Source organism: Amycolatopsis acidicola, assembly GCF_007713735.2.
Taxonomy (GTDB): Bacteria; Actinomycetota; Actinomycetes; order Mycobacteriales; family Pseudonocardiaceae; genus Amycolatopsis_E; species Amycolatopsis_E acidicola.
Genome location: NZ_VMNW02000115.1, coordinates 1 through 22,769 on the forward strand (window position 1 = coordinate 1; position 22,769 = coordinate 22,769).

General features: G+C 70.0%; 25 protein-coding genes. 13 read left to right on the plus strand and 12 right to left on the minus strand.

Features of this window, described 5'->3' with window-relative positions:
• Positions 1-284: 284 nt before the first annotated feature.
• The 7 genes from pdxH to FPZ12_RS40830 all read right to left on the minus strand — a co-directional run bounded on the left by pdxH (position 285) and on the right by FPZ12_RS40830 (position 5,423).
• Positions 285-956: a pyridoxamine 5'-phosphate oxidase gene (pdxH, locus tag FPZ12_RS40800; RefSeq protein ID WP_144757556.1), complete on the minus strand. Its 672-nt coding sequence runs from the start codon at positions 954-956 to the stop codon at positions 285-287.
• 97 nt (positions 957-1,053) lie between these two features.
• Entirely contained in the window at positions 1,054-1,758 is a 705-nt protein-coding gene (locus FPZ12_RS40805) for an urease accessory protein UreD (protein WP_144757557.1), read from the minus strand.
• Positions 1,755-2,432 (minus strand): urease accessory protein UreG, encoded by a 678-nt coding sequence (gene ureG / locus FPZ12_RS40810; RefSeq protein WP_144757558.1) that lies wholly within the window; start codon positions 2,430-2,432, stop codon positions 1,755-1,757. The genes FPZ12_RS40805 and ureG overlap by 4 nt, the downstream gene beginning before the upstream one ends.
• Positions 2,422-3,102: an urease accessory protein UreF gene (locus tag FPZ12_RS40815; protein ID WP_144757559.1), complete on the minus strand. Its 681-nt coding sequence runs from the start codon at positions 3,100-3,102 to the stop codon at positions 2,422-2,424. Before FPZ12_RS40815 ends, ureG begins: the two co-directional genes overlap by 11 nt.
• A complete protein-coding gene (locus FPZ12_RS40820) occupies positions 3,102-4,820 on the minus strand; it encodes an urease subunit alpha (RefSeq protein ID WP_144757560.1) in 1,719 nt (572 codons plus the stop codon). The genes FPZ12_RS40815 and FPZ12_RS40820 overlap by 1 nt, the downstream gene beginning before the upstream one ends.
• Positions 4,817-5,110 carry an urease subunit beta gene (locus FPZ12_RS40825; protein WP_144757561.1) on the minus strand — a complete coding sequence of 98 codons (294 nt, stop codon included), beginning with the start codon at positions 5,108-5,110 and terminating at the stop codon, positions 4,817-4,819. Before FPZ12_RS40825 ends, FPZ12_RS40820 begins: the two co-directional genes overlap by 4 nt.
• Before the next feature lie 10 nt (positions 5,111-5,120).
• Entirely contained in the window at positions 5,121-5,423 is a 303-nt protein-coding gene (locus FPZ12_RS40830) for an urease subunit gamma (protein WP_144757562.1), read from the minus strand.
• Positions 5,424-5,677: 254 nt separating this feature from the next.
• Here FPZ12_RS40830 and FPZ12_RS40835 point away from each other — a divergent pair, with 254 nt between their 5' ends.
• From FPZ12_RS40835 to serC, 7 genes are all read left to right on the plus strand, one after another.
• Positions 5,678-6,820 (plus strand): citrate synthase 2, encoded by a 1,143-nt coding sequence (locus FPZ12_RS40835; protein ID WP_144757563.1) that lies wholly within the window; start codon positions 5,678-5,680, stop codon positions 6,818-6,820.
• Between the two features lie 85 nt (positions 6,821-6,905).
• Positions 6,906-7,742: an ABC transporter ATP-binding protein gene (locus FPZ12_RS40840; protein ID WP_144757564.1), complete on the plus strand. Its 837-nt coding sequence runs from the start codon at positions 6,906-6,908 to the stop codon at positions 7,740-7,742.
• Positions 7,739-8,545, plus strand: a complete 807-nt coding sequence (locus FPZ12_RS40845; protein ID WP_144757565.1) for an ABC transporter permease — start codon at positions 7,739-7,741, stop codon at positions 8,543-8,545. The genes FPZ12_RS40840 and FPZ12_RS40845 overlap by 4 nt, the downstream gene beginning before the upstream one ends.
• Positions 8,509-9,678, plus strand: a complete 1,170-nt coding sequence (locus FPZ12_RS40850; RefSeq protein ID WP_243770284.1) for a sensor histidine kinase — start codon at positions 8,509-8,511, stop codon at positions 9,676-9,678. Before FPZ12_RS40845 ends, FPZ12_RS40850 begins: the two co-directional genes overlap by 37 nt.
• A complete protein-coding gene (locus FPZ12_RS40855; protein WP_144757567.1) occupies positions 9,675-10,292 on the plus strand; it encodes a response regulator in 618 nt (205 codons plus the stop codon). Before FPZ12_RS40850 ends, FPZ12_RS40855 begins: the two co-directional genes overlap by 4 nt.
• A 37-nt stretch (positions 10,293-10,329) precedes the next feature.
• Positions 10,330-11,676, plus strand: coding sequence for a serine hydrolase domain-containing protein (locus FPZ12_RS40860; protein ID WP_144757568.1), 1,347 nt, complete (start codon positions 10,330-10,332; stop codon positions 11,674-11,676).
• Between the two features lie 13 nt (positions 11,677-11,689).
• Positions 11,690-12,811: a phosphoserine transaminase gene (gene serC, locus FPZ12_RS40865; RefSeq protein WP_144757569.1), complete on the plus strand. Its 1,122-nt coding sequence runs from the start codon at positions 11,690-11,692 to the stop codon at positions 12,809-12,811.
• Here serC and FPZ12_RS40870 read toward each other — a convergent pair.
• A complete protein-coding gene (locus FPZ12_RS40870; RefSeq protein ID WP_243770285.1) occupies positions 12,719-13,849 on the minus strand; it encodes a glycosyltransferase 87 family protein in 1,131 nt (376 codons plus the stop codon). The genes serC and FPZ12_RS40870 overlap by 93 nt on opposite strands.
• Before the next feature lie 179 nt (positions 13,850-14,028).
• Between FPZ12_RS40870 and sepH the strand changes: the two genes are divergently transcribed.
• Positions 14,029-14,916: a septation protein SepH gene (gene sepH, locus FPZ12_RS40875; protein ID WP_144757571.1), complete on the plus strand. Its 888-nt coding sequence runs from the start codon at positions 14,029-14,031 to the stop codon at positions 14,914-14,916.
• Here the strand turns inward: sepH and FPZ12_RS40880 are convergent.
• Entirely contained in the window at positions 14,913-15,647 is a 735-nt protein-coding gene (locus tag FPZ12_RS40880; RefSeq protein ID WP_144757572.1) for a GbsR/MarR family transcriptional regulator, read from the minus strand. The two genes, sepH and FPZ12_RS40880, sit on opposite strands and share 4 nt — an antisense overlap.
• Positions 15,648-15,878: 231 nt before the next feature.
• Here FPZ12_RS40880 and FPZ12_RS40885 point away from each other — a divergent pair, with 231 nt between their 5' ends.
• Complete coding sequence (locus tag FPZ12_RS40885) at positions 15,879-16,544, plus strand: DUF4097 family beta strand repeat-containing protein (protein ID WP_144757573.1); 666 nt, start codon at positions 15,879-15,881, stop codon at positions 16,542-16,544.
• Positions 16,545-16,590: 46 nt separating this feature from the next.
• On the opposite strand, the gene FPZ12_RS40890 is transcribed toward FPZ12_RS40885, so the two are convergent.
• Genes FPZ12_RS40890 through FPZ12_RS40900 form a run of 3 tightly spaced genes read right to left on the minus strand, consistent with a single transcriptional unit; the run spans position 16,591 to position 18,421 of the window.
• Positions 16,591-16,947 (minus strand): MmcQ/YjbR family DNA-binding protein, encoded by a 357-nt coding sequence (locus FPZ12_RS40890; RefSeq protein WP_144757574.1) that lies wholly within the window; start codon positions 16,945-16,947, stop codon positions 16,591-16,593.
• Positions 16,948-16,964: 17 nt separating this feature from the next.
• Complete coding sequence (locus tag FPZ12_RS40895) at positions 16,965-17,585, minus strand: DUF2537 domain-containing protein (protein WP_144757575.1); 621 nt, start codon at positions 17,583-17,585, stop codon at positions 16,965-16,967.
• 38 nt (positions 17,586-17,623) lie between these two features.
• Positions 17,624-18,421 (minus strand): TrmH family RNA methyltransferase, encoded by a 798-nt coding sequence (locus FPZ12_RS40900; RefSeq protein WP_144757576.1) that lies wholly within the window; start codon positions 18,419-18,421, stop codon positions 17,624-17,626.
• A 206-nt stretch (positions 18,422-18,627) separates the two neighbouring features.
• Here FPZ12_RS40900 and FPZ12_RS40905 point away from each other — a divergent pair, with 206 nt between their 5' ends.
• The 4 genes from FPZ12_RS40905 (at position 18,628) to FPZ12_RS40920 (ending at position 22,495) form a co-directional block, all read left to right on the plus strand.
• On the plus strand, positions 18,628-20,127 hold the full coding sequence (locus tag FPZ12_RS40905; RefSeq protein ID WP_144757577.1) for a glutamate-cysteine ligase family protein: 1,500 nt from the start codon (positions 18,628-18,630) through the stop codon (positions 20,125-20,127).
• A gap of 60 nt (positions 20,128-20,187) precedes the next feature.
• Positions 20,188-20,844 carry a biliverdin-producing heme oxygenase gene (locus FPZ12_RS40910; RefSeq protein ID WP_144757578.1) on the plus strand — a complete coding sequence of 219 codons (657 nt, stop codon included), beginning with the start codon at positions 20,188-20,190 and terminating at the stop codon, positions 20,842-20,844.
• Between the two features lie 163 nt (positions 20,845-21,007).
• Positions 21,008-21,628, plus strand: coding sequence for a superoxide dismutase (locus FPZ12_RS40915; RefSeq protein WP_144757579.1), 621 nt, complete (start codon positions 21,008-21,010; stop codon positions 21,626-21,628).
• Between the two features lie 96 nt (positions 21,629-21,724).
• A complete protein-coding gene (locus FPZ12_RS40920) occupies positions 21,725-22,495 on the plus strand; it encodes an arylamine N-acetyltransferase family protein (protein WP_144757580.1) in 771 nt (256 codons plus the stop codon).
• The last annotated feature ends 274 nt before the right edge of the window (positions 22,496-22,769 follow it).

The following is a 22,769-nucleotide window of genomic DNA, read 5'->3' on the forward strand; positions in this document are numbered from 1 at the left end:
TTGGCCCCTCCCGCCGACGTGTTGGCCCCTCCCGCCGACGTGTTCGCCCCTCCCGCCGACGTGTTCGCCCCTCCCGCGGGCGTGTTGGCTTCTCGCGGTCGGCGCTGGGTTCGGAGGGCCCGGCGAACGGCCAACACACCAACGCCGCGGGCCAACACACCGGCGCCAACGGCCAACACACCGACGCGGGGGGTCAATACACGGGCGGGAGCGGCAAACACGGGCACGAAAGAGCCGCCGCCGTCGCGTGGTGTGCGGCGGCGGCTTCTGTTGTGGAGCCGGGGTTACGGGGCGACTCGGTCGATTCGCCAGCCGTCGTGGGTGCGGACGTAGCGCAGCCTGTCGTGCAGGCGGTTCTGCTGTCCCTGCCAGAACTCGACCGTGTCCGGCTTGATCCGCCAGCCACCCCAGTGCGGGGGGAACGGGACCTCCTCGACGTCGGCGAACCGGCGTTCGATGGAGTTCAGCGCGTTGTCCAGCTCACGCCTGCTGCGCACCACCTGCGACTGCGGCGAGGCCCAGGCGCCCAGCTGCGAACCGCGCGGGCGCTGGGCCCAGTACTCGGCCGTCTCCTTGACGTCGACCTTCTCCACCTCACCGCGCACGGTCACCTGCCGGTGCAGCCCGTACCAGGGGAAAGTCACCGAGGCGTACCTGGTCACCGTCAGGTCATGGCTCTTGGCGGAGGTGTAGTTGGTGTAGAACACGACCCCGCGATCGTCCAGTCCCTTGCACAGCACGGTTCGGGAGGACGGCCTGCCCTCGGCGTCGGCGGTGGCCAGCACCATCGCGTTCGCCTCCGGGACCCCGGCCGCGATCGCCTGGTTCAGCCAGCCTTGCAGCTGCTCGGTCCAGGTCGGCGCCAGATCGGCCTCGTCGAGGGCCTCCCCGTCATAGGCGACCCGCATTCCGGGCAGCCGTACCGCCACGTCGTCGATGTTGTCGACTTCCGGCATGAGTTACCTCCGCGCCCGCGCACGCATCAGTGAACAGTGGATGAAAGTTCACGCTAGGGCCTGTGTCGCCCCGGCGAAACCCGCCGAACGGTGACGCCTACCACGGGACCTCCGCATACCGGGTGCTGGCTCGATCAAGATCCCCCAGCGCGGTCACCACATCGGGTGCCAGCGCCGTGACCAGCGTCCCACCGCGCGCGAGCGGCGTGACGGACCACCAATCGCCGCCCGCGGGCTCCGCCTGCTTCTCGCAGACGACCAACTCCGTCGCCAGCACACGCCGTCCGGCCAGGTGCGCGACGCTGTCGAGCTGCCCGACGTCGAGGGTCTGGTGCAGCAAAGGCTCCCCGCCACGCGTGATCCGCTGGGTGCTCCGCAACCGCCCCGGACGCTCGCCGGAGCGCCCCAGCACCAACACCTCCCGCGCACGCAGCTTCGCGCCCTCGTCGAGCGACGCCCGGAACTCCGCCGTGTGCCGGGCACGAGCGGTGAGCACCGTCGGCTCCGGCAGGTACTCCAGGACCCCGCCGCAGCCGACCTCCACGTCCACCACGAACCGGCTCACGCCGGCCAGCGCGAGTGTTGCCGCTACGCCGGAAAGACGCAGCCGCGCGCCGGGCCCCACTCGCACCGACAACCTCAGCTCGTCGCCGTCCAGCGGCGTGGTCGCCGAGTTCACGAGATGCACCACCGCATGGGCCCCGCGCTTCGGGAACAGCATCAGCGGGGCCACCGGCCGCAGCTCCCGCAACACCGTCCGGCCTTCGCGGCACTCGGCGACCAGCCGGGCGTGCGCCTTCACCGGACGAGCTTGCGGACCCAGTCGGCGACGGCAGGCGCGTCCGGAGTGTCCACAAGGGACTGGGTGATGACGGGCAGCTCCCCGCGCATCCGGTGCGCGTCCGAGGTCATCACGGTCATGTCGGCGCCGACGAGATGCGCGATATCGATCTTGTTGATCACCAGCAGGTCCGCGGTGGTGACACCCGGCCCGCCCTTGCGCGGCACCTTGTCCCCGCCCGCGACGTCGACCACGAACACCTGGCTGTCCGCGAGACCGCGGCTGAACACCGCGGTCAGGTTGTCCCCGCCGCTTTCGATGATCACCAGTTCCAGCCCGGGGAACCGCTCCTCGAGCCGCTCCACGGCGTCGAGGTTGGCGGTGATGTCGTCACGGATCGCGGTGTGCGGGCAGGCCCCGGTCTGCACCGCTTCGATCCGCTCGGCGTCGAGGACCCCGGCCTTGCGCAGGAAGTCGGCGTCCTCGGTGGTGTAGATGTCGTTGGTCACGACGGCAAGGTCGATCTCGCCGCCTAGCGCACGGCACAGCGCGGCGACCAAGGCCGTCTTCCCGCTGCCGACCGGGCCGCCGATGCCGATCCGGTACGCGCGGCCGTGCTCCGCCGGTGCCTCGTAGCGGTCCGGCTCGGACACGGTGGGGTCGAAGTTGACCGGGTGAAAGTGTTCAGCTGGCAAAGAGACGCACCTCTTCCTTGTGCCGGCGCAGCTGCGCCTCGGCGATCAGGTCCAGGCCCGGCGCGTTCGGCGCGGGCAGTTCGGCCGGGTCCGCTCCGGCGCACCGGGCGGCCTCGTCGGCGACCGACTCGACGTCCGGACCGAGCCCCGCCACCATCGCGTTCACGGTCAGCGGATCGAAGCCGAGCAACCGGACGGCAGCGCTCGCCGGCCCGCTGATCGCCAGGTACGCCAGCACGAGCGCGGCCGCGCGTGGCTCGCTCCCGCCCGCGCCGGCCAGCGCGCCGGTGATGATCGGGTGGTGCGGACGCGGCGTCACCGCCAGCAGCTCCGCGACCGCGGGCCACGCGATCCGGCCCGCCCTGGCCGTTCCACGGCCCTGTGCCCGGGAAGCCTCGCGTTGCGCGGGTGAAGGCGTGCGGGCGTCGAGCTCCGCGTCCAGCCGCAACCAGTGTCCACTATGGACACCACGCCGCACCGCGTGTGCCGACGCGGCGGCGAAAGAAGCCGCCAGCAGCCCGGCCGTCCACAACCGGCCGTGCAAGAACGCGGGCAGATCCCGTTCGGCCGTCACGAGTTTGCGGGCGACGACCTCTTCCAGCCCGCCGGAGTGGATGTGCCCGCCGCCGGGGAAGCGGGAATCGGCGAGCAGCAGTGCGACAGCGTCCATCAGAACAGGAAATACCGTTGCGCCATCGGCAGTTCGGCCACCGGCTGCGGTTCGATCAGCTCGCCGTCGACGTGCACCGCGAAACTGTCCGGATCCACCTGGACGTCGGGCATCGCGTCATTGAGCACCATGTCGGTCTTGCCGACCGAACGCGTGTCGCTCACCGCGGCGAGCCGCCGCCGCAACCCGAAAACGCCCGCCACATCGGCTTTCAGCGCCGCCTCGGTGACGAAGTGCAGGCTGGTTTCGGCGGCCACCGAGGGCTGCGCACCGAACATCGGCCGCGCCAGCACCGGTTGCGGCGTCGGGATGGAAGCGTTCGCGTCGCCCATCGCGGCCCACGCCGGGAACCCGCCTTTGAGCACCACGTGCGGCCGCACGCCGAAGAACTTCGGTTCCCACAGCACGAGGTCCGCGAGCTTGCCGACCTCGACCGAGCCGATCTCGCCGGCCATCCCGTGCGCGACGGCCGGGTTGATCGTGTACTTGGCGACGTACCGGCGAGCGCGCAGGTTGTCCGCCGCGCCGTCGCCGGGAAGCGCGCCACGGCGGCGTTTCATCACGTGCGCGGTCTGCCAGGTCCGGATGATCACCTCGCCGATCCGGCCCATCGCCTGCGAGTCGGAGCTGATCATCGAGATGGCGCCGAGATCGTGCAGCACGTCCTCGGCGGCGATCGTGGTCGGCCGGATCCGGCTTTCCGCGAACGCCAGGTCCTCGGGCACCGACGGGTTCAGGTGGTGGCACACGACGAGCATGTCGAGGTGCTCTTCGAGGGTGTTCACGGTGTGCGGCCGGGTCGGGTTCGTCGACGACGGCAGCACGTTCGGCAGCGAGACCACCTTGATGATGTCCGGCGCGTGCCCGCCACCGGCGCCCTCGGTGTGGTAGGCGTTGATCGACCTGCCGGCGATGGCGTCCACAGTGGACTCCACGAACCCGGCCTCGTTGAGCGTGTCGGTGTGGATGGCGACCTGCCCGCCGTACTCGCCCGCGACGGTCAGCGCGGCGTCGATCGCGGCGGGGGTGGAACCCCAGTCCTCGTGCAGTTTCAGCCCGCCCGCGCCTGCTTCGAACTGTTCGCGCAGCGCCTCGTGCCGGACGGTGTTTCCCTTGCCCAGCAACAGAACGTTGATCGGCATGGCGTCCATCGCGCGCAGCATCCGGCCGAGGTTCCAGGCGCCGGGGGTGACGGTGGTGGCCTTGCTGCCCTCCACCGGCCCGGTGCCGCCGCCGACGAGCGTGGTCAGCCCCGCCGCGAGCGCGGTGTCCACGAGCTGCGGGCAGATGAAGTGCACGTGGCAGTCGATGCCGCCCGCGGTGAGGATCTTCCCGTTGCCTGCCAGCACTTCCGTGGACGGCCCGATCACCAGCGCCGGGTCCACCCCGTCCATCGTGTCCGGGTTGCCCGCCTTGCCGATCCCCACGATGCGGCCGTCGCGCACGCCGACGTCGGCCTTGACGACGCCCCAGTGGTCGAGGACGACCGCGCCGGTGATGATCAGGTCCGGCGCGCCCTCGGCGCGGGTGGCCATGCCCTGGCCCATCGACTCGCGGATCACCTTGCCACCGCCGAAGAGCACCTCGTCGCCCGCGGCGGGGCCCATGCTGCGGTCCTCGGTCACCTCGATCAGCAGGTCCGTGTCGGCGAGCCGGATCCGGTCACCGGTCGTCGGCCCGAACAGCTCGGCGTACCGCTCGCGGTCGATCTCCGTCATCGTGACCTCCGCAGTCCGGGCACGATCCTGTTGCCCGCCAAGGGAACCAGCGTCACCTCGCGATCGACGCCCGGCTCGAACCGCACCGACGTGCCCGCCGGGACGTCCAGCCGGTGCCCCTCGGCCTCGTCGCGGTCGAATTCGAGCGCGGGGTTGGTCTGCGCGAAGTGGTAGTGCGAACCGACCTGCACCGGCCTGTCCCCGGTGTTCACCACACGCAGCGTGAGCCGCGGCCTGCCCGGGTTCAGCTCCACCGCTCCGGCGGCCGGAATGATTTCTCCTGGACGCACCGGCGCCTCCTCAGACGATCGGATCGTGCACGGTGACGAGCTTCGTGCCGTCCGGGAACGTGGCCTCCACCTGCACGGAGTCGACCATCTCTGGAACACCGTCGAGCACCTGCTCGCGGGTGAGCACCGTCCGCCCGCTCGCCACCAGCTCGGTCACGGTGCGGCCGTCGCGGGCGCCTTCGAGTACGTGGTCGGTGATGAGCGCGACCGCCTCCGGATGGTTCAGCAGGACCCCGCGCTCGAGCCGCCGCCGTGCGACGTCGGCGGCGACGTGGACGAGGAGCTTGTCCCGTTCCTGAGGGCTCAGGTGCATGGCCAAGGTCTACCACCGGACAGGCCCCTTCGCTCCTGCTGGAAACACAGGATTTACCGAATCCGGCCGACGTGGGCTGAATCGTTCTCGTAATCGTGACCGAAACCACCACATCTTTCGATTGCTACCCGCGCGTATCGGGTGCATGGTTTGGGGCATCTTCGTGCGACGCTGCGCGGCCAGGCGTGTCGCTCGTGCGAGACACGTTCACACAGAGGTAACCGCCGGGGAACGCGCATCGAAAGGTCTCAACCGTGACTACGTCAGCGCCTGCCAGCACCCAGTCCGCCAGCGAGCCGGACGACGGGTTCAAACCTGGACTGGAAGGTGTCGTCGCCTTCCGCACCGAAATCGCCGAACCGGACCGCGACGGCGGCGCGCTGCGCTATCGCGGCGTGGACATCGAGGACCTCGCGGGCAAGGTCAGTTTCGGCGACGTCTGGGGCCTACTGGTCGACGGCCGCTTCGGCCACGGGCTCCCGCCCGCCGAACCGTTCCCGCTGCCGGTGCACACCGGCGACGTCCGGGTGGACGTCCAGGCGGCGCTGGCGATGGTCGCGCCGATCTGGGGTTACCAGCCGCTGCTGGACATCAGCGACGAGGTGGCGCGCGACAACCTGGCGCGCGCGTCGGTGATGGCGCTGTCCTACGTCGCGCAGTCCGCGCGCGGGATCGGCGTCCCGGCCGTGCCGCAGTCGCGGGTCGACGAGGCCGCCACCATCACCGAGCGGTTCATGGTGCGCTGGCGCGGCGAGCCCGACCCGGCGCACGTCAAGGCCGTGGACGCGTACTGGGTTTCCGCCGCCGAGCACGGCCTGAACGCCTCCACCTTCACCGCCCGCGTGATCGCCTCCACCGGTGCCGACGTGGCGGCCGCGATGTCCGGCGCGATCGGCGCGATGTCCGGCCCGCTGCACGGCGGCGCGCCCGCCCGCGTGCTGCCGATGATCGAAGAGGTGGAGCGCAGCGGCGACGCCCGCAAGATGGTCAAGGGAATCCTGGACCGCAAGGAAAGGCTGATGGGCTTCGGGCACCGGGTGTACCGGGCCGAGGACCCGCGGGCGCGCGTGCTTCGCCGTACCTGCAAGGAATTGGGCGCCGAACGCTACGAGGTCGCCGAGGCGCTCGAGCAGGCAGCGCTGGCGGAGCTGCGGGAGCGCCGCCCCGACCGTCCTATCGAGACGAACGTGGAGTTCTGGGCCGCGGTGATCCTGGACTTCGCGAAGGTGCCGCCGCACATGATGCCCGCCATGTTCACCTCCGCGCGCACCGCGGGCTGGGCCGCGCACATCCTGGAGCAGAAGCGCACCGGCCGCCTGGTCCGCCCGTCCGCGACCTACGTCGGCCCCGGCCCGCGCACCCCGCGCGAGGTCGAAGGCTGGGACCAGATCGCCTGACGGGCGCTGTCCACCGGACGGTGGACAAGAGATTCCACGGCTCGGACGTCCCGCACGGGGCGTCCGAGCCGTTTCAATTCCAGGTATGACCCCAGCGGTGAGTGTGCGCGGACTGCGCAAGGAGTACCCGGGGCACGTCGCGGTCGAGGACGTGCGGCTGGAGATCGAACAGGGCGAGGTCTTCTCGCTGCTCGGCCCGAACGGGGCCGGCAAGACGACCACGGTGGAAATCCTGGAGGGGCACCGGAAGCGCACGGCGGGCGAGGCGAGCGTGCTGGGCGAGGACCCCGGCACCGCGGGCCGCGCCTGGCGGGCCCGGATCGGCATCGTGCTGCAGACCGCGAACGACGCGGCGCAGCTGAACGTCGGCGAGACGGTGCGGCATTTCGCCCGCTACTACCCCGATCCGCGCGACCCCGATGACGTGCTCGAAAAGGTCGGGCTGGCCGAGAAGGCGCGCACGCGGGTGCGGGCGCTTTCCGGCGGGCAGCGGCGGCGGCTCGACGTGGCGCTCGGCATCATCGGCAAACCCGAGCTGCTGTTCCTCGACGAGCCGACCACCGGCTTCGACCCCGAGGCGCGGCGCCGGTTCTGGACGTTGATCAAGAGCCTCGCCGCCGAGGGCACCACGATCCTGCTGACCACGCACTACCTCGACGAGGCGGAGGCGCTGGCCGACCGGGTGGCGGTGCTGGCCGCCGGCCGCATCGTCGCCGAGGGCACGCCGTCCTCGCTGGGCCGTCGTTCCCGCGACGACGCCGTGGTCCGCTGGCGCGACGAGAACGGCTTCCACGAGGAGCGCACGCAGTTCCCCACCAAGCTCGTCACCGAGCTTTCCCACGGCCGCGAACTGGCCGATCTCACCGTCTCCCGGCTGAGCCTCGAAGACGTCTACCTGCGCCTGATCGGAGAGACCGCATGACCGCCGCGCTTCCCGGCACCTTCACGATCGGCCTGGCGCGCGGGAGCGCCGAACTGCGGGAGTTCTTCCGCACCAAGGAAGCCGTCGTCTTCACCTTCGCCCTGCCAGCCGTGCTGATGGTGCTGCTCGGTTCGATCTTCGGCGGGAACTACGACAGCACCGGCGTCACCGCGGGCCAGGTGTTCGCCGCGGGCATGATCGGCTCCGGCATCGTCTCCACGTCTTTCGTCAGCATGGGCAACCAGATCGCGCTCGACCGCGAGGACGGCACGCTCAAACGCCTGCACGGCACGCCGATCCCCGCCACCGCCTACTTCGTCGGCAAGATCATCCTGGTCGCGGTGACCAGCGTCGCCGAGGTGGTGCTCCTGCTGCTCGTCGCGATGCTCCTGTTCGGGCTGAAGCTGCCTTCCGGTGCCGCCAACTGGTTCACCTTCTTCTGGGTGTTCGTGCTGGGCATCGCGAGCAGCGCGCTGCTCGGCATCGCGATCAGCGCGCTGGCTCGCTCGGTCACCGGCGCGACCGCGATCATGCAGCTGGTGTACCTGACGCTGCAGTTCATCTCCGGCGTGTTCGTCACGCCGATCACCACGCTGCCGCACGTTATGGTCCAGGTGGCGTCGTTCTTCCCGGTCAAGTGGATCTGCCAGGGCTTCCGCTCGGTGTTCCTGCCGGATTCGATGGCCGCGTACGAGATGGCGGGACAATGGGAACTCGGGAAAGTCGCGTTGGTGCTCGGCGCGTGGGTGGTCGCCGGACTGCTCCTGTGCCGGCTGACGTTCCGGTGGTCGAACAACCGGTGAACGCCTGGCAGCGCTGGTTCTGGCTGTGGCACGTCTTCTTCGCGATCGACTACCTGGTCACGGTCGGCCTCGTGCTGGCAGAGACCGGGTCGGCCACGGCCAGGACGATCGCCGTCGCCGCCATCACCGCGATAGCGCTCAGCTACCCGTTCTCGGCCCGGCGGCAGCTGACCGCCCGCGGTGAGCTGGTGTTCGCGGCGGCAGTACTGCTACTGGCCGCCGTCGCGATCCTGGCCACCAGCGCCGCCGGGTTCGCGCTGTTCGCCGTGTGCCCCATGGTGTTCATGTCAGCCCCGATGCCGGTGGCGGTGGTCGTGGTGTCGCTGATGATCCTGCTGCCACCGTTGTCCGCCTGGCTGCGCAACGGTTTCGGCGATCCCTCGATGAGCGTGCTGCTGCCGATCACCGCGCTGCTCATCATCTTCAGCATCTGCATCGGGTTCTGGTTCGAGCGGGTGCTGCGCCAGAGCCAGGAGCGCGCGCAGCTGATCGAACAGCTGGAGGCCACCCGGGCGGAGGTGGCCCGGCTTTCCCACGAGGCGGGCACTTCCGCCGAGCGGGAGCGGCTGGCACGGGAAATCCACGACACGCTCGCGCAGGGCTTCACCAGCATCCTCACCCTGTTACAAGCCGTGGAGTCCGAATGGGGGGACGAGAAGGCGATGCGGCGGCACGTGGATCTCGCCGCCCGCACCGCCCGCGACAACCTCGCCGAAGCCCGCGCGATGGTCGCCGCGCTCACCCCGTCGGCGCTCGCCTCGGGCACGCTCGAAGACGCCGTCCGGCGGCAGACCGAACGGCTACACGAGGAATCGGCGATCGAGGTCAGCTTCATGCCAGGCGACCTGCCCACGCTGGGCACGGCCACGGAGGTCGTCCTGCTGCGTGCCGCGCAGGAGGCGCTGACCAACGCCCGCAGGCATTCCGGGGCTTCCCGGATCTCCGTCGAACTGTCCGCTGTGGACGGACGAGTCCGGCTGACGGTCACCGACGACGGGCGCGGCTTCGATCCCGGGAACCCGACGGAGGGCTTCGGGCTCAAGGGAATGCGGGCGAGGGCGGAACAGGTGGGCGGCACCCTCGCCGTCCACAGTGGACCAGGAACGACGGTGACGGTGGAGGTGCCGGCATGATCTCGGTGGTACTGGTCGACGACCACCCCGTGGTGCGTGAAGGCCTGCGCGGAATGCTCGAAGCCGAGCCGGACCTCGCCGTCGTCGGCGAGGCGGGCTCCGGGGACGAAGCGGTGGCGGTGAACCTCGCGCGCGACCCCGACGTGATCCTGATGGACCTGCGGATGCCCGGCCTCGACGGAGTCGGCGCCACCCGCAAGATCCTCGCGGACACCCCGGAACGACGCGTCGTCGTGCTGACAACGTACGAAACGGACGCCGACATCCTGCGCGCGGTCGAAGCGGGCGCGGCGGGCTATCTCCTCAAGGACGCCACCCGCGCGGAGCTCGCCGGGGCGATCCGCGCCGCCGCTCGCGGCGAGACGGTGCTCGCGCCCTCGGTCGCGGGCAAGCTCGTCAACCAGGTCCGGAACCCGGCGCCACAGCTGCTTTCCGCGCGCGAGACGGAAGTGCTGCGGCTGGTCGCGAACGGCCTCACGAACGCCGAGATCGGCAGGCGGCTGCACATCGGGGAAGCCACCGTGAAAACCCATCTGCTGCGCATGTTCGCGAAACTCGACGTGTCCGACCGCACCGCGGCGGTCACCACCGCGATGTCGCGCGGCCTGCTCTGAGCTGCGGGCGACGGCGGCGTCCTGCGAGAATGCCGGGATGCTGACCAGCACCGACTCCGCACTGCTCCGCCGGCTGGCGGAGGAACAGTCCGCCGCCCGCGTCCCGTCGATCGTCGCCGGGGTGGTGCGGGACGGCCGGCTCGTCTGGTCCGGTGCGCGCGGCCAGGTCGACGGCGCGGCGCCGGACGAGGACACCCAGTACCGCCTCGGCTCCATCACCAAATCGCTCGTGGCCGCGGTCGTCATGCGGCTGCGCGACGAGGGCAGGCTCGACCTCAACGACCCGCTCGACAAACACGTGCCGGGCACCAGCTTCGGGTCCTCGACGGTCGGGCAGCTGCTCTCGCACACCGGCGGCCTCACGTCGGAGTCCCCGGGTTCGTGGTGGGAGCGCAGCCAGGGCGGCGACTGGCAGGCGCTGGACGCGAGCCTCGCCGTGGACGCGATCAAGAACAGGCCGGGCAGCCGGTTCCACTACTCGAACGTCGGCTACGGCGTGCTCGGCGAACTGGTCGCCCGGCATCGCGGCACCGACTGGTTCAGCGCGGTCCGCGGCGAGATCCTCGAGCCGCTCGGCATGTCCAGCACCGAGCCGCACCCGCAGGGCAGGCACGCGCAGGGTTTCGCCGTGCACCCCTTCGCCGACGTGCTGCTGCCCGAGCCGAGCCCCGACGCCGGGGCGATGGCGCCCGCCGGACAACTGTGGTCCACGGTCAAGGACCTGGCCCGCTGGACGGCGTTCGTCGGCGGCGACACGGGTGGCGTGCTGCGGCCGGAGACGGTCGCCGAGATGCGCGAAGTGGCCACGGTGGACGACGGCGACGCGTGGACCTCGGGGTACGGCCTCGGCCTGCAGCTGGTCCGGCACCATGGCCGCCGCCTCGCCGGGCACACCGGTTCCATGCCGGGGTTCCTGGCCTGCACGATCACCGACCCGGCGTCCGGCACCGGCGCGCTCACGATGGCCAACACCACGTCCGGTCCCGCGATCCTGACGCTGGCCGTCGACCTGATCACCATCGCCGACGAGGCCGAGCCGAAGCTGCCCGCCGAATGGCGTCCGTCCGAAGTGGACACCGGACTGCTCGCGCTGACCGGGCTCTGGCACTGGGGCCCGACCCCGTTCCTGCTCCGGCTGATCCCGGGCGGGATGTTCGAGCTCACCCCGGTCCGCGGCGCCGGCCGCGCTTCCCGGTTCCGCCCGCTGGGCCCCGACGCGTGGCTCGGGCTCGACGGCTACTACGCGGGCGAGACACTGCGCGTGCACCGCACCGACGGCACCCCGTCCCACCTGGACCTCGCCACGTTCATCTTCACCAGGACCCCGTACGACCCGGCCGCGCCGATCCCCGGCGGTGTCGATGAAACCGGTTGGCGACCATGACAGACTGGGCCCCATGACCGAGTTGACGATCCCCGCTGAACTCAAGCCCTCCGATGGGCGCTTCGGCTGCGGGCCTTCGAAGGTCCGCGCGGAGCAGCTCGCGAACCTGGCCTCCTCCGGGGCGGAGTACCTGGGCACCTCCCACCGCCAGAAGCCGGTGAAGTCCCTGGTCGGGCGAGTGCGCGCGGGATTGTCCGAGCTGTTCTCGCTGCCCGAGGGGTACGAGGTCGTGCTGGGCAACGGCGGCACCACCGCCTTCTGGGACGCGGCCGCCTTCGGCCTGGTCCGCGAGCGCGCGCAGCACTTCACCTACGGCGAGTTCTCCTCGAAGTTCGCCTCGGTCACCCAGGGCGCCCCGTTCCTGGGTGACTCGATCGTGGTGAAGTCGGAGCCGGGCAGCGCCCCCGAAATCGCGTACGAGCAGGGCGCGGACCTCGTCGGCTGGGCCCACAACGAGACGTCGACCGGTGTCGCGGTGCCGGTCCGCCGCCCGGCGGGCAGCGAGGGCGCGCTGGTCGCGATCGACGCCACCTCGGGTGCCGGCGGTCTGCCGGTCAAGGCCGAGGACTTCGACGTGTACTACTTCGCGCCGCAGAAGTCCTTCGCCTCGGACGGCGGGCTGTGGCTGGCCCTGATGTCGCCGGCGGCGATCGCGCGCGTCGGCGAGATCGGCGCGAGCGACCGGTGGGTGCCGGAGTTCCTGTCGCTGCCCACGGCGCTGGACAACTCCCGCAAGGACCAGACGTACAACACCCCCGCGGTGGCCACGCTGTTCCTGCTCGCCGACCAGATCGAGTGGATGCTGTCCAACGGCGGCCTCGACTGGACGGTCGGGCGCACGAAGGACTCTTCGGACCGGCTGTACGAATGGGCCGAGAAGACCAGCTACACGGTGCCGTTCGTGAAGGACCCGGCGCTGCGTTCGCAGGTCGTGGGCACCGTGGACTTCGTCGACGAGGTGGATGCCGCCGCGGTGGCGAAGGTCCTGCGCGCCAACGGCATCGTGGACGTGGAGCCGTACCGGAAGCTGGGTCGCAACCAGCTACGCGTCGGCATGTTCCCCGCCATCGATCCGGGCGACATCACCGCGCTGACCAACTGCATCGAGTACGTGGTGGAAAGGCTTGCCAAGTAAGGCGAGCAGCACCAAGCCCGCGAGCACGTAACACTCGCGGAGCGGCCAGAACGAGTAGTCCCACAGCGGGCTGACGACGAAGACGATGGTGGCCGGCACCGCCGCCCACCATCGTCTTTGCCAGCACAGCACGCCGATCACCGGCCCGATCCACACCCAGTGGTGGGTCCACGAAACCGGTGAGACCAGCAACGCCCCCAGCGCACACGCGAGCAGCGCGGGCACGGGGTATTTCGCGCGGTGGATCGCCCACGCCGTCAGCGCCAGCACGAGCACGGCGGCCAGCGCCCACCAGCCCCGCCCCAGGTCGAGCCGGGCGAGCAGCCCGCGCAGCGACTGGTTGCCGATGTAGCCGGGGTCGCCGATCCGTTCGCCCTGGAAAACCAGCCGCGTCCAGTACTTCACCGACGCGTCCGGCGCGAAGAACCAGGCGATCACCCCGCACACGACGAAGGTGCCCAAGGCCCGCGCGGCCGAGCGGAAGTCCTTGCGCACCAAGAAGAACAGCACGAAGGCCAGTGGGGTCAGCTTCACCGCGGCCGCCACCCCGATGAGGTACCCCCGCTGTTTCACCGGTCCCAGCGTGTCCACCACGACCAGCAGCATGAGCAGGATGTTGATCTGCCCGAAGCCCAGCGTCGCCCGCACCGGTTCGCTGAACAGCGCCACCGCCTGCACGGCGAGCACGGCCACCCCGGCAACGTGCGCACGCCGGTCGTAGTACGAGAAGCACAACGCGAGTACCGCGCCCAATGCCAGCACGGAAATCACGGTCAGCGCCCACAACGCCGTGTCGAGCGAGACGGACAACAGCGGGGCGAAAGCGATGGCGGCGAAGGGCGGATACGTGAACGGCAGCACCGTGCCGTCGCGTGTCGGCGGCAGCACGCCGTACGGGTCGCCGTGGCCGAAGAACGCCTGCGCCCCAAGGCGGTAGACGTCGAGGTCGAGCCCGTCCAACCGCTTCCACAGCGCCACGACGGCGAGCAGCACGAGCTCGCCCGCGAGCAATGTCAGGAAGATCTTTCGCCGAGGCACCGGGCAATCCTGGCCGAAGGTTCCCCTGTTCGTGACTCGGGGGCCGGGCGTGTCACGTTCGATTTCCCCGCTGTGCATAACGGAAGATTGGCGACACGGATCTCGGCGCGCCTTCGCCGTCAAGCCGACGCGCCGACTTACCGTGGACACCCACACTGGTGAAGTGGAGGAGGCGAGAGATGCGACCGCTGAGGGTTGTCGGGCTGCACGAGGACGGTAAGTCCATCGTGTGCGAAGACCCGGCGCGCCGCGAGCGCTTCCTCCTGCCGGCCGATGAGAGACTGCGGGCGGCCGCGAGGGGTGACATAACCCGGCTCGGGCAGATCGAAATCGAGTCGGAGAGTCAGATGCGCCCACGTGAAATCCAGGCCCGCATCCGCGCCGGCGAATCCGTCCAGCAGGTGGCGGCATCCGCCGGAGTCGCGGAGGCGCGGGTCGAGCGCTTCGCCTACCCGGTGTTGCTGGAGCGATCCCGCACCGCCGAGCTGGCGCAGTCCGCGCACCCGGTCCGCGAGGACGGACCCGACGTGCGCACCCTGGGCGAGGTCGTCTCGTACGCCTTCGGGGTGCGCGGCCAGGACTACTCCAAGGCCGAGTGGGACGCGTGGAAGGGCGACGGCAAGTGGATCGTCGCGCTGCGCTGGCAGGCCGGGCGGTCCGACATGAGCGCGCACTGGTCATTCTCCCCCGGCGCGCACGGCGGCACCGCCAACGCGCTGGACGAGCAGGCGGAAGACCTGCTGGACCCGAACCGCGCGCCGCGCACGCTGTTCGCCGTGACGGAGCTCGAGCCCGGCCAGCAGACCGCCGCGCCGGCCGTCGCCGCGCCGCGGCCGCTGCTGTCCGATCCCGTTCCCGTCGTCACGACCAAGGCGGAGCGCGAGCCGGAGCCCGAACGCGAGCCGGAACCAGAGCCGGTCCCGCCCGCGAAGCCCGCGTTGCCCGGGATGACCGTCCCGGCGCCGAAGCCCCCGGAAACGCCCCCGAAGTCTAGGTCGAAGCGCGCTCGTGCGGCCGTGCCGGCGTGGGAAGACGTGCTGCTCGGCGTGCGCTCACAGCGGGGCTAGCTCTCGTCCTCCACGGGCTTTTCCGGTTGGGCGTAAAGGATTTCTCGCGCCTGCTCCGCGGCGCGGGTGATGCTCTCGCCGACGAAATCCACGAACCGGGCGATGTTCTCGAGTCGCACTGCCGCGGGCGTCCCGGCGCCGAGGATGCCGACGCCCTCTCTCGCCGTCGCGGCGAGCTTGGCGTGGCCGCGCGCGGCCTCGATCATCGACTGGTACCAGACGTCGTTGTCGACGACATAGCGCTCGCGACGGCGTTCGTCGCGTTCGCGGCGGATCAGGCCCTGGCTTTCGAGGAACGTGGTCGCCTTGGAGACCGACGCCGGGCTGACCTGCAGCTGCCGCACGAGCTCGGCCGCGGTGAGGCTCCCTTCGTCCGTAATGGACAGACACGTCAGCACCCTCGCCATCATCCGCGGCAGCCCGGACTCCATGAAGAGCGCCGTGAACGTCTCCTCGTATTCGCGCACCGCCTCCGCGTCACGGCCGTGGGGCTGCGGAAGATTCCGCGGCCCGCGCGGCACGGCCTGCCTGCGGCGGTGCGCGCGGCGTTCGGTGGCGTGGTGGGCCAGGTCGGCGCGGTAGCCGGTGGGGCCACCGTTCCGCATCACCTCACGCGTGACCGTGGACGTCGGGCGGTCGAGCTGCCGGGCGATCTCGGCGTAGGCGCGGCCCTCGGCCAGGCCCAGCGCGATCTGCCGGCGCTCCCGCTGGGTGAGCCTGCCTCCGGGCATCGAGTTCTCCTTCGCGTTCCGTCAACCGGCAGCGTAGCGTTCGCGCCACATCCATTGCAACGCAGTCACGTGCGCTTGTTGCGTTAGATTTCACCCCATTGCAATGATTTCACCGCTTTGAACTGCAAGAACAATGACTCTGCGCAACAAGTTCGTTGCTCAGCTCATGAACGCAACGTAGCGTTTCCAATGTCAGAAACACCACGGAGCACCGGAACCCAGGAGCCGATCATGCAGAAGTTCGAGACCCCCGCCCCGATCACCGCCGTCGTCGACATCCCCGCCGGGCACGTCCGGTTCATCGCCGCCGGCCGCGCCGACACCACGGTCGAGGTCCTGCCGGCGGACGCCGCCAAGGGCCGCGACGTGAAGGTCGCGGAGCAGACCACGGTCGAGTTCGCCGACGGCGTGCTGCAGGTGAAAGCCGCGGCGAAGAACCAGGTCCTCGGCAGCTCGGGCACCGTCGAGGTGACGGTCCAGCTGCCCGGCGGTTCGCGGGTCGAGGCCAAGGCCGCGAGCGCCGAACTCCGGGGCGTCGGGCGCCTCGGTGAGGTCACCTTCGAGGGCTCGCACGGGCTGATCAAGCTCGACGAGGCCGCGAGCGTCCACCTCACCACGGACTCCGGCGACATCTCGGTCGGCCGCCTGAACGGCCCCGCGGAGATCACCACGAAACAGGGCGACATCAAGATCATCGAGGCGGTGCACGGAAAACTCGTCCTGAACACGCAGGACGGCAACGTGACGGTCGGCGCGGCGGCCGGAGTTTCCGCCTCGCTGGACGCGGGCACCAGCTACGGCCGGATCCACAACGCGCTCAAGAACGACGGCGGCGCGGCCGAGCTGACCATCCACGCGACCACGGCCAGGGGCGACATCGACGCCCGCAGCCTTTGATGACACCCCGGAGACCGGGCCACGCCGGCAGACAGGCGTGGCCCGGTCAGGCGTCCAGCCGGGCGATCAGCTTTTTCGGCGCCACCACGCGATAGGCCTCGACGACGATTTCGCGGATCTCCGCCCAGTCGACCGGCACGTCCAGCCGCACGCCGAGCCAGCCGCGGTGCCCCACGTAGGGCGGCCGGAAGAACCTGTCCGGCTCCTGGCCGACCAACTCCTCCTGCACGCCGGGCGGTGCGGGACACCAGAACCCGAGCCGGTCGTCGTGGTGGTGGTCGGCGAACATCACGAACGTCTTCCTGTCCCGCACGAACCAGGTCGGCTCGCCATGGCTGAGGCGTTCGGTGGCCTCCGGCAGTGCGAGACAGATCTTCCGCAGTTCCGCCAGCGCATCGGTCATGGCGGGATTATCCGGCCTCACAAGGCAATGGGCAGAATTCCGAACCACGCCAGCACACAACCGGCGGCCGCGCCCAACGCGATCCACCGCACGATCGGCAACCGGCGCGCGAGCCACAACGACGGCGCGAGCCCGGCGGTGACGACGGCGGAGGCGAGCAGCACCAGCCAGCCCGCGGTCTCCGCCGCGAGCGTGATCGCCAGCGCGAGCATCGCGGTGATCACCACGATGGCCACGAACGCCGACACGACCAGCCCGGTGCCCCAAGGCGTCGGCTCGTCGCCCATTTCGACCGGCCCGAACAGCCTGCTCGCGAACGTGGGCGCCGCGGGCTCGGGCGGGAGCGGGGCCACCACCGACTCTTCCTCCGTCACTGGGTCGACGTAGTGCACCGGCGTGCCCATCACCGTGGCGACGCGGGCGGCGAGCTGGTGCCCGCGCCGGGAGACTACCCCGGCCGCCTCGCCAGGCTCGCCGTTTTCCGCGCTGCGTCGGACCGCGGCCGCGACCCTGGCCCACTCGTGCAGCGCGTCGGCCAGTTCGACGCCGAGCGCCAGTGTGTGCGGATCGATCTCACGCGTGTACGCGTCCCCGTGCCCCTTGAGCACGGCTCGCTCCCCGCGGACCCGCAGCTCCACGCCTTTCCTCCCACTCCCGCCTTGACGACGGGGGTAATTTACCGCCCGGCGAGCTCGTAGAACGCGATGGCAGCCGCCGTGGCGACGTTGAGGGAATCGACGCCGGGCGCCATCGGGATCCGGATCGCGACATCCGCCGCGTCGAGCGCCGCATCGGTCAAACCCGGACCTTCCGCACCGAGCAGGACAGCCACCTTCTCCCCGCGCAGCTCGCCCAACGGCACCGAATCCGGCCGCGGAGTCAGCGCGGCGATCTTGAAACCGTTGTCCCGCAACACTTTCAGCCCGTCCGGCCAGGACTCGACCGTGCCGAACGGGACCCGCAGCACGTTGCCCATCGAAACCCGCACGCTGCGCCGGTACAACGGATCCGAACAACCCGGCCCGAGCAGCACGCCGTCGATACCCAGCGCGGCCGCGTTGCGGAACAACGCGCCGAGGTTTTCGTGATCGCCAACGCCTTCCAGCACGGCGAGCGTCCGCGCGCCTGCCACGATCCGCGCCACCGGCGGCTGCGGCGCGCGGTCCGCGACCGCGAGCACGCCGCGATTCAGGTGGAATCCCACCACTTCCGCCATCAACTCCGCGGAAGCGACGTACGCGGGCACCGGCACATCCGCCAGATCCGGCGCGAGTTCCTCGATTCGCCTTGGCACGCCTAAAAGAGCGCGCACCGGGTACCCCGACGCGAGCAAGCGACGGACGACCACGGTCCCCTCCGCGATGACGAGCCCACGCCCGCCAGGGCGATCCGGCCGCCGGTCCGCCGTCGACAGTGCACGGAAGTCGTCGAGCCGCGGGTCGGATCTATCATTGGCAGGAATCAATTGCGCCACAAGGATGAGTCTCTCTTCGGTCTCGTTGCTCCGAACGCACGGGGTACCGCTGACACGGACGGAGCAGTCTCGCGCTCCGTCAGGGCCGTTGTGAGTACTGCACCAGTTTGGCCGATAGCCTGGTTCGGTCTGCCTGTGAAACTGTTGTCCGCCGGGCAACACCGCCCAGACCTCGCGATGTCCCGGACGAGCGAAGCAGGGAAGGCATGGGCCAGGATCTTTCGGCGGACGGCTTCAATCCACGCGACCGGGCAAGATATCGCAGAAAGGTCCAGCGGTGCCTCGACACACTGGGCCGGATGCTGACCGACGGCGGTTTCTCGTTCCCCCGAAGACACATCGGCCTCGAGGTGGAGCTGAACCTCGTCGACGCGGCGATGGGCCCGTCGATGACCAACCAGGAGGTGCTGGACGCACTGGGGAGCCCGTCCTTCACCACCGAACTCTCGCAGCACAACATCGAACTGAACGTGCCGCCGCGCCCGCTCGCCGGGCAGTCCGCGCTGCAGCTCGAGCAAGACCTCCGCGGCTACCTCGACGACGCCGCGGAGAAGGCGGGCGGATCCGGCGCCCGGCTCGCGATGATCGGCATCCTGCCCACGCTGAAACACGACCACTTCGATCAGAAGTGGATCACGAACAGCACCCGCTACACAATGCTCAACGACCAGATCTTCGCGGCGCGCGGTGAGCACACCACGTTGTCGCTCGACGGTTCCGCCCTGCCGGGTCAGCAGGAGGAACGCCTGCGCACATACGCCGAATCGATCCTGCCCGAGGCCGCGTGCACGTCGGTGCAGCTGCATCTGCAGGTGGCGCCGGAGGAGTTCGCCGCGCACTGGAACGCCGCGCAATGCCTGGCGGGCGTGCAGGTGGCCGTCGGGTCGAACTCGCCGTTCCTGCTGGGCAAGGCGATGTGGCACGAGACCAGGATCCCCCTGTTCCTCCAGTCCACCGACACCCGCCCGGAGGAGCTGAAGAACCAGGGCGTGCGGCCGCGCGTGTGGTTCGGGGAACGCTGGGTCACGTCGATCTTCGACCTGTTCGAGGAGAACGTCCGCTACTTCCCCGGCCTGCTCCCGGAGACCGACGCCGAGGATCCGGTGGAGGCGCTCGAGTCCGGGCACGCCCCGAAGCTGACCGAACTGCGCCTGCACAACGGGACCGTGTGGCGGTGGAACCGCCCGGTATACGACGTCGTGGACGGAAAACCCCATCTGCGCGTGGAGAACCGCGTCCTGCCCGCCGGCCCGACGGTGATCGACATGATGGCCAACGCCGCGTTCTTCTACGGCGCGCAGCGGGCACTCGCCGAGGCCGAACGTCCACTGTGGACACAGATGTCGTTCCAGGCCGCGGAGGAGAACCTCTACGCCGGCGCGCGGCACGGGTTCGACGCGCAGCTGTACTGGCCGGGGATCGGCTGGGTCCCGCCGGACGAGCTGACGTTGCGGGTGCTGCTGCCGCTGGCCCACGAAGGGCTGCGCACGGCCGACGTGTCGGAGCAGGCGATCGACCGGTACCTCGGCGTCATCGAGCAGCGCTGCCTCACCCGCCGCAACGGTTCGCGGTGGCAGCGGGAAACGGTGGCGATGGCCCAGCGCGCCGGCGCGGACCGCGAAAGCGCGCTGGCGACGATGCTCGGCAGGTACCTGGAACTGGCGTCGTCCGAGGAGCCGGTGCACCGGTGGCCGGTCGAGAGCTGATCGGGTACTCCGCGGAAATTAGGGTAGCCTAACTCGGCTCGTTCCCTTACTGTCGGACCCATGGCGGCTCCGATCACGGCTGAACAGACCCCGTTCTCGACCACGCTGCGTGAGTCCACCCGGACCGTGCACGACCGCGCGAACAACTCGCGGTACATGCAGGCCCTGCTCGACGGCGAACTGCCGCTCGAGGGCTACGCGCGGCTCGCCGTCCAGTACTTCCTGATCTACCAAGCGATCGAAGAGGCGTCCGACGCCCAGCGCGGACACCCCGAGGCGGGCACGTTCGTGTTCGACGAGCTGCGCCGGGTGCCCGCGTTGCGCGGCGACCTCGAGTTCCTGCTCGGCCCGGACTGGGCGCGGCAGCTCGAACCCGTGGCGGCGACGGAGGACTACGTGCGCCGCATCCGCAAGGTGGCCTTCGACTGGCCGGGCGGATACGTGGCGCACCACTACACCCGCTACCTCGGCGACCTCGCCGGCGGCCAGGTGGTCCGCAAGCTGCTGAAGAAGGCGTACGACGTCGAGGGGCCCGGCGCGCTGTTCTACGCCTTCGACGGCATCGAAAGCGTGCCCGCGTTCCGCAAGCAGTACCGCGCGGCGCTGGACGCGGCGCCGTGGGACGAAGCCGAACGCACCCGCATCGTGACCGAGACGCTGGTGGCGTTCGAGTTCAACATCGCGGTGCTCGCCGACCTCGCCGACGAACTCGGGTGATCATCGGCACAAGCCGGTTGACCTCCAGTTAGCTGGAGCTTGCAGGCTGGGCGCGACGCGCCGGTCCCGGAGTTTGGTCCCGCCAATCCCCGGTTAGCCCCGTGTCCTGGTAACTACTAGGTTGGTGGCGCAGGGATTTTGCGTCAGAAAAGAAGGAGGGCTGATGGCCCGGTACGAGCTTCCTGAACTCGACTACGACTACGGCGCCCTGGCTCCGCACATCTCGGGTCAGATCAACGAGCTGCACCACAGCAAGCACCACGCCACGTACGTCAAGGGCGCGAACGACACCCTGGACAAGATCGCCGAAGCCCGCGACAAGGGTGACTTCGGTTCGATCGTCGGGCTGGAGACCACCCTGGCCTTCAACCTCGCCGGCCACGCCAACCACGTCGTGTGGTGGAAGATCCTGTCGCCCGAAGGCGGCGACAAGCCGACCGGTGACCTCGCCTCGGCGATCGACGAGGCCTTCGGCTCGTTCGACAAGTTCCAGGCCCAGTTCAACGCGGTGGCCACCACCATCCAGGGCAACGGCTGGGCTGCTCTGTCCTGGGACCCGATCGGCAAGACGCTGATCACCCAGCAGCTGCGCGACCACCACAACAACCTGATCCTGCCGACCGTGCCGATCCTGCTGGTCGACGTGTGGGAGCACGCCTTCTACCTCGACTACAAGAACGTCAAGGCGGACTACGTCAAGGCGCTGTGGAACGTCTACAACTGGGCGGAGATCAGCAAGCGGTTCGACAACGCCCGCTCGGGCGGCAACGGCCTGCTTCTCTGATCAGAGCACGTCCGTTCTCGGGGTCCTTCCACCGGAAGGGCCCCGTTTTGTTTTTCGATTGACCTCCAGCGCACCTGAGGTGTCACTGTTGGCGTCATGAACGTCGACGCGTACCTCGCCCGGATCGGCGCGGAAAGGCCCGCCGAGCCGAGTGCCGAAGCCCTGCGCGAGCTCCACGAACGGCATCTGCGGACGGTGCCGTTCGAGAATCTCAGCGTGCACCTGCCCGAGCGGATCGAGCTGTCCGAGGACGTGCTCGTGGACAAGATCGTCCGCCGGCGCCGTGGCGGTTTCTGCTACGAACTCAACGGCGCCTTCGCCGCGCTGTTGCGGGAGCTGGGTTTCCAGGTCTCCCTGCTGCCGGCCAAGGTGTCCGGCGAGGGTTCGCCGATGGACCACCTGACCCTGCGGGTGGAGCTGGACGAACCCTGGCTGGCCGACGTCGGCTTCGGCCGGTTCGCGCTCCGGCCGCTGCGCATCAACGCCTGCGAGGCGCAGCCCGACCCCGAGGGCGAGTTCCTGTTGCTCGACGCCCCGGACGGCGACGTCGACGTGCTGCGCGACGGCACGCTCGCGTACCGGTTCGAGCGGCGGCCGCGGAAGCTGGCGGACTTCGCGCCGACCTGCTGGTGGCAGGCCACTTCGCCGGAGTCGCACTTCACCCAGGACCTGCTGTGCTCGATTCCGACCGAGGCGGGGCGGGTGACGATCTCCGGGGACCGCCTGGTGGAAACGGTGGACGGGAAGCGGGTGGAACGGGTACTTGTGGGCGAGGAACTCGTGGACGCGTATCGCGAGCATTTCGGGATCGAGCTGAGCGAGCCCCCGGTGAAGGGGCATTTCCCGCTCCCGCCGGCCCCGGCGTGAGCAGGCGCTACGTGAACGGGGCCCCGGTGCCGGAATCTCTCCCGGCCCCGGGGCCCCGCCCGTTCCCGAACTGACTGCCGCTCCCACCACGAAGCGGACACCCCTGAGGTTAGCCTAACCTCACTTCTCGCGCAAGGACTCCCGCGCGCGATCTTGGGATCGCGGTGTCGCCGCAGGTCAACCACTTCGGACAGCCGGGGGCCCCGCTCGCCCTCGCGGGCGGGCGTCCCCGTATTGGCCGCTCCCGTCCACGAGTTGGCCGCTCCCGTCCACG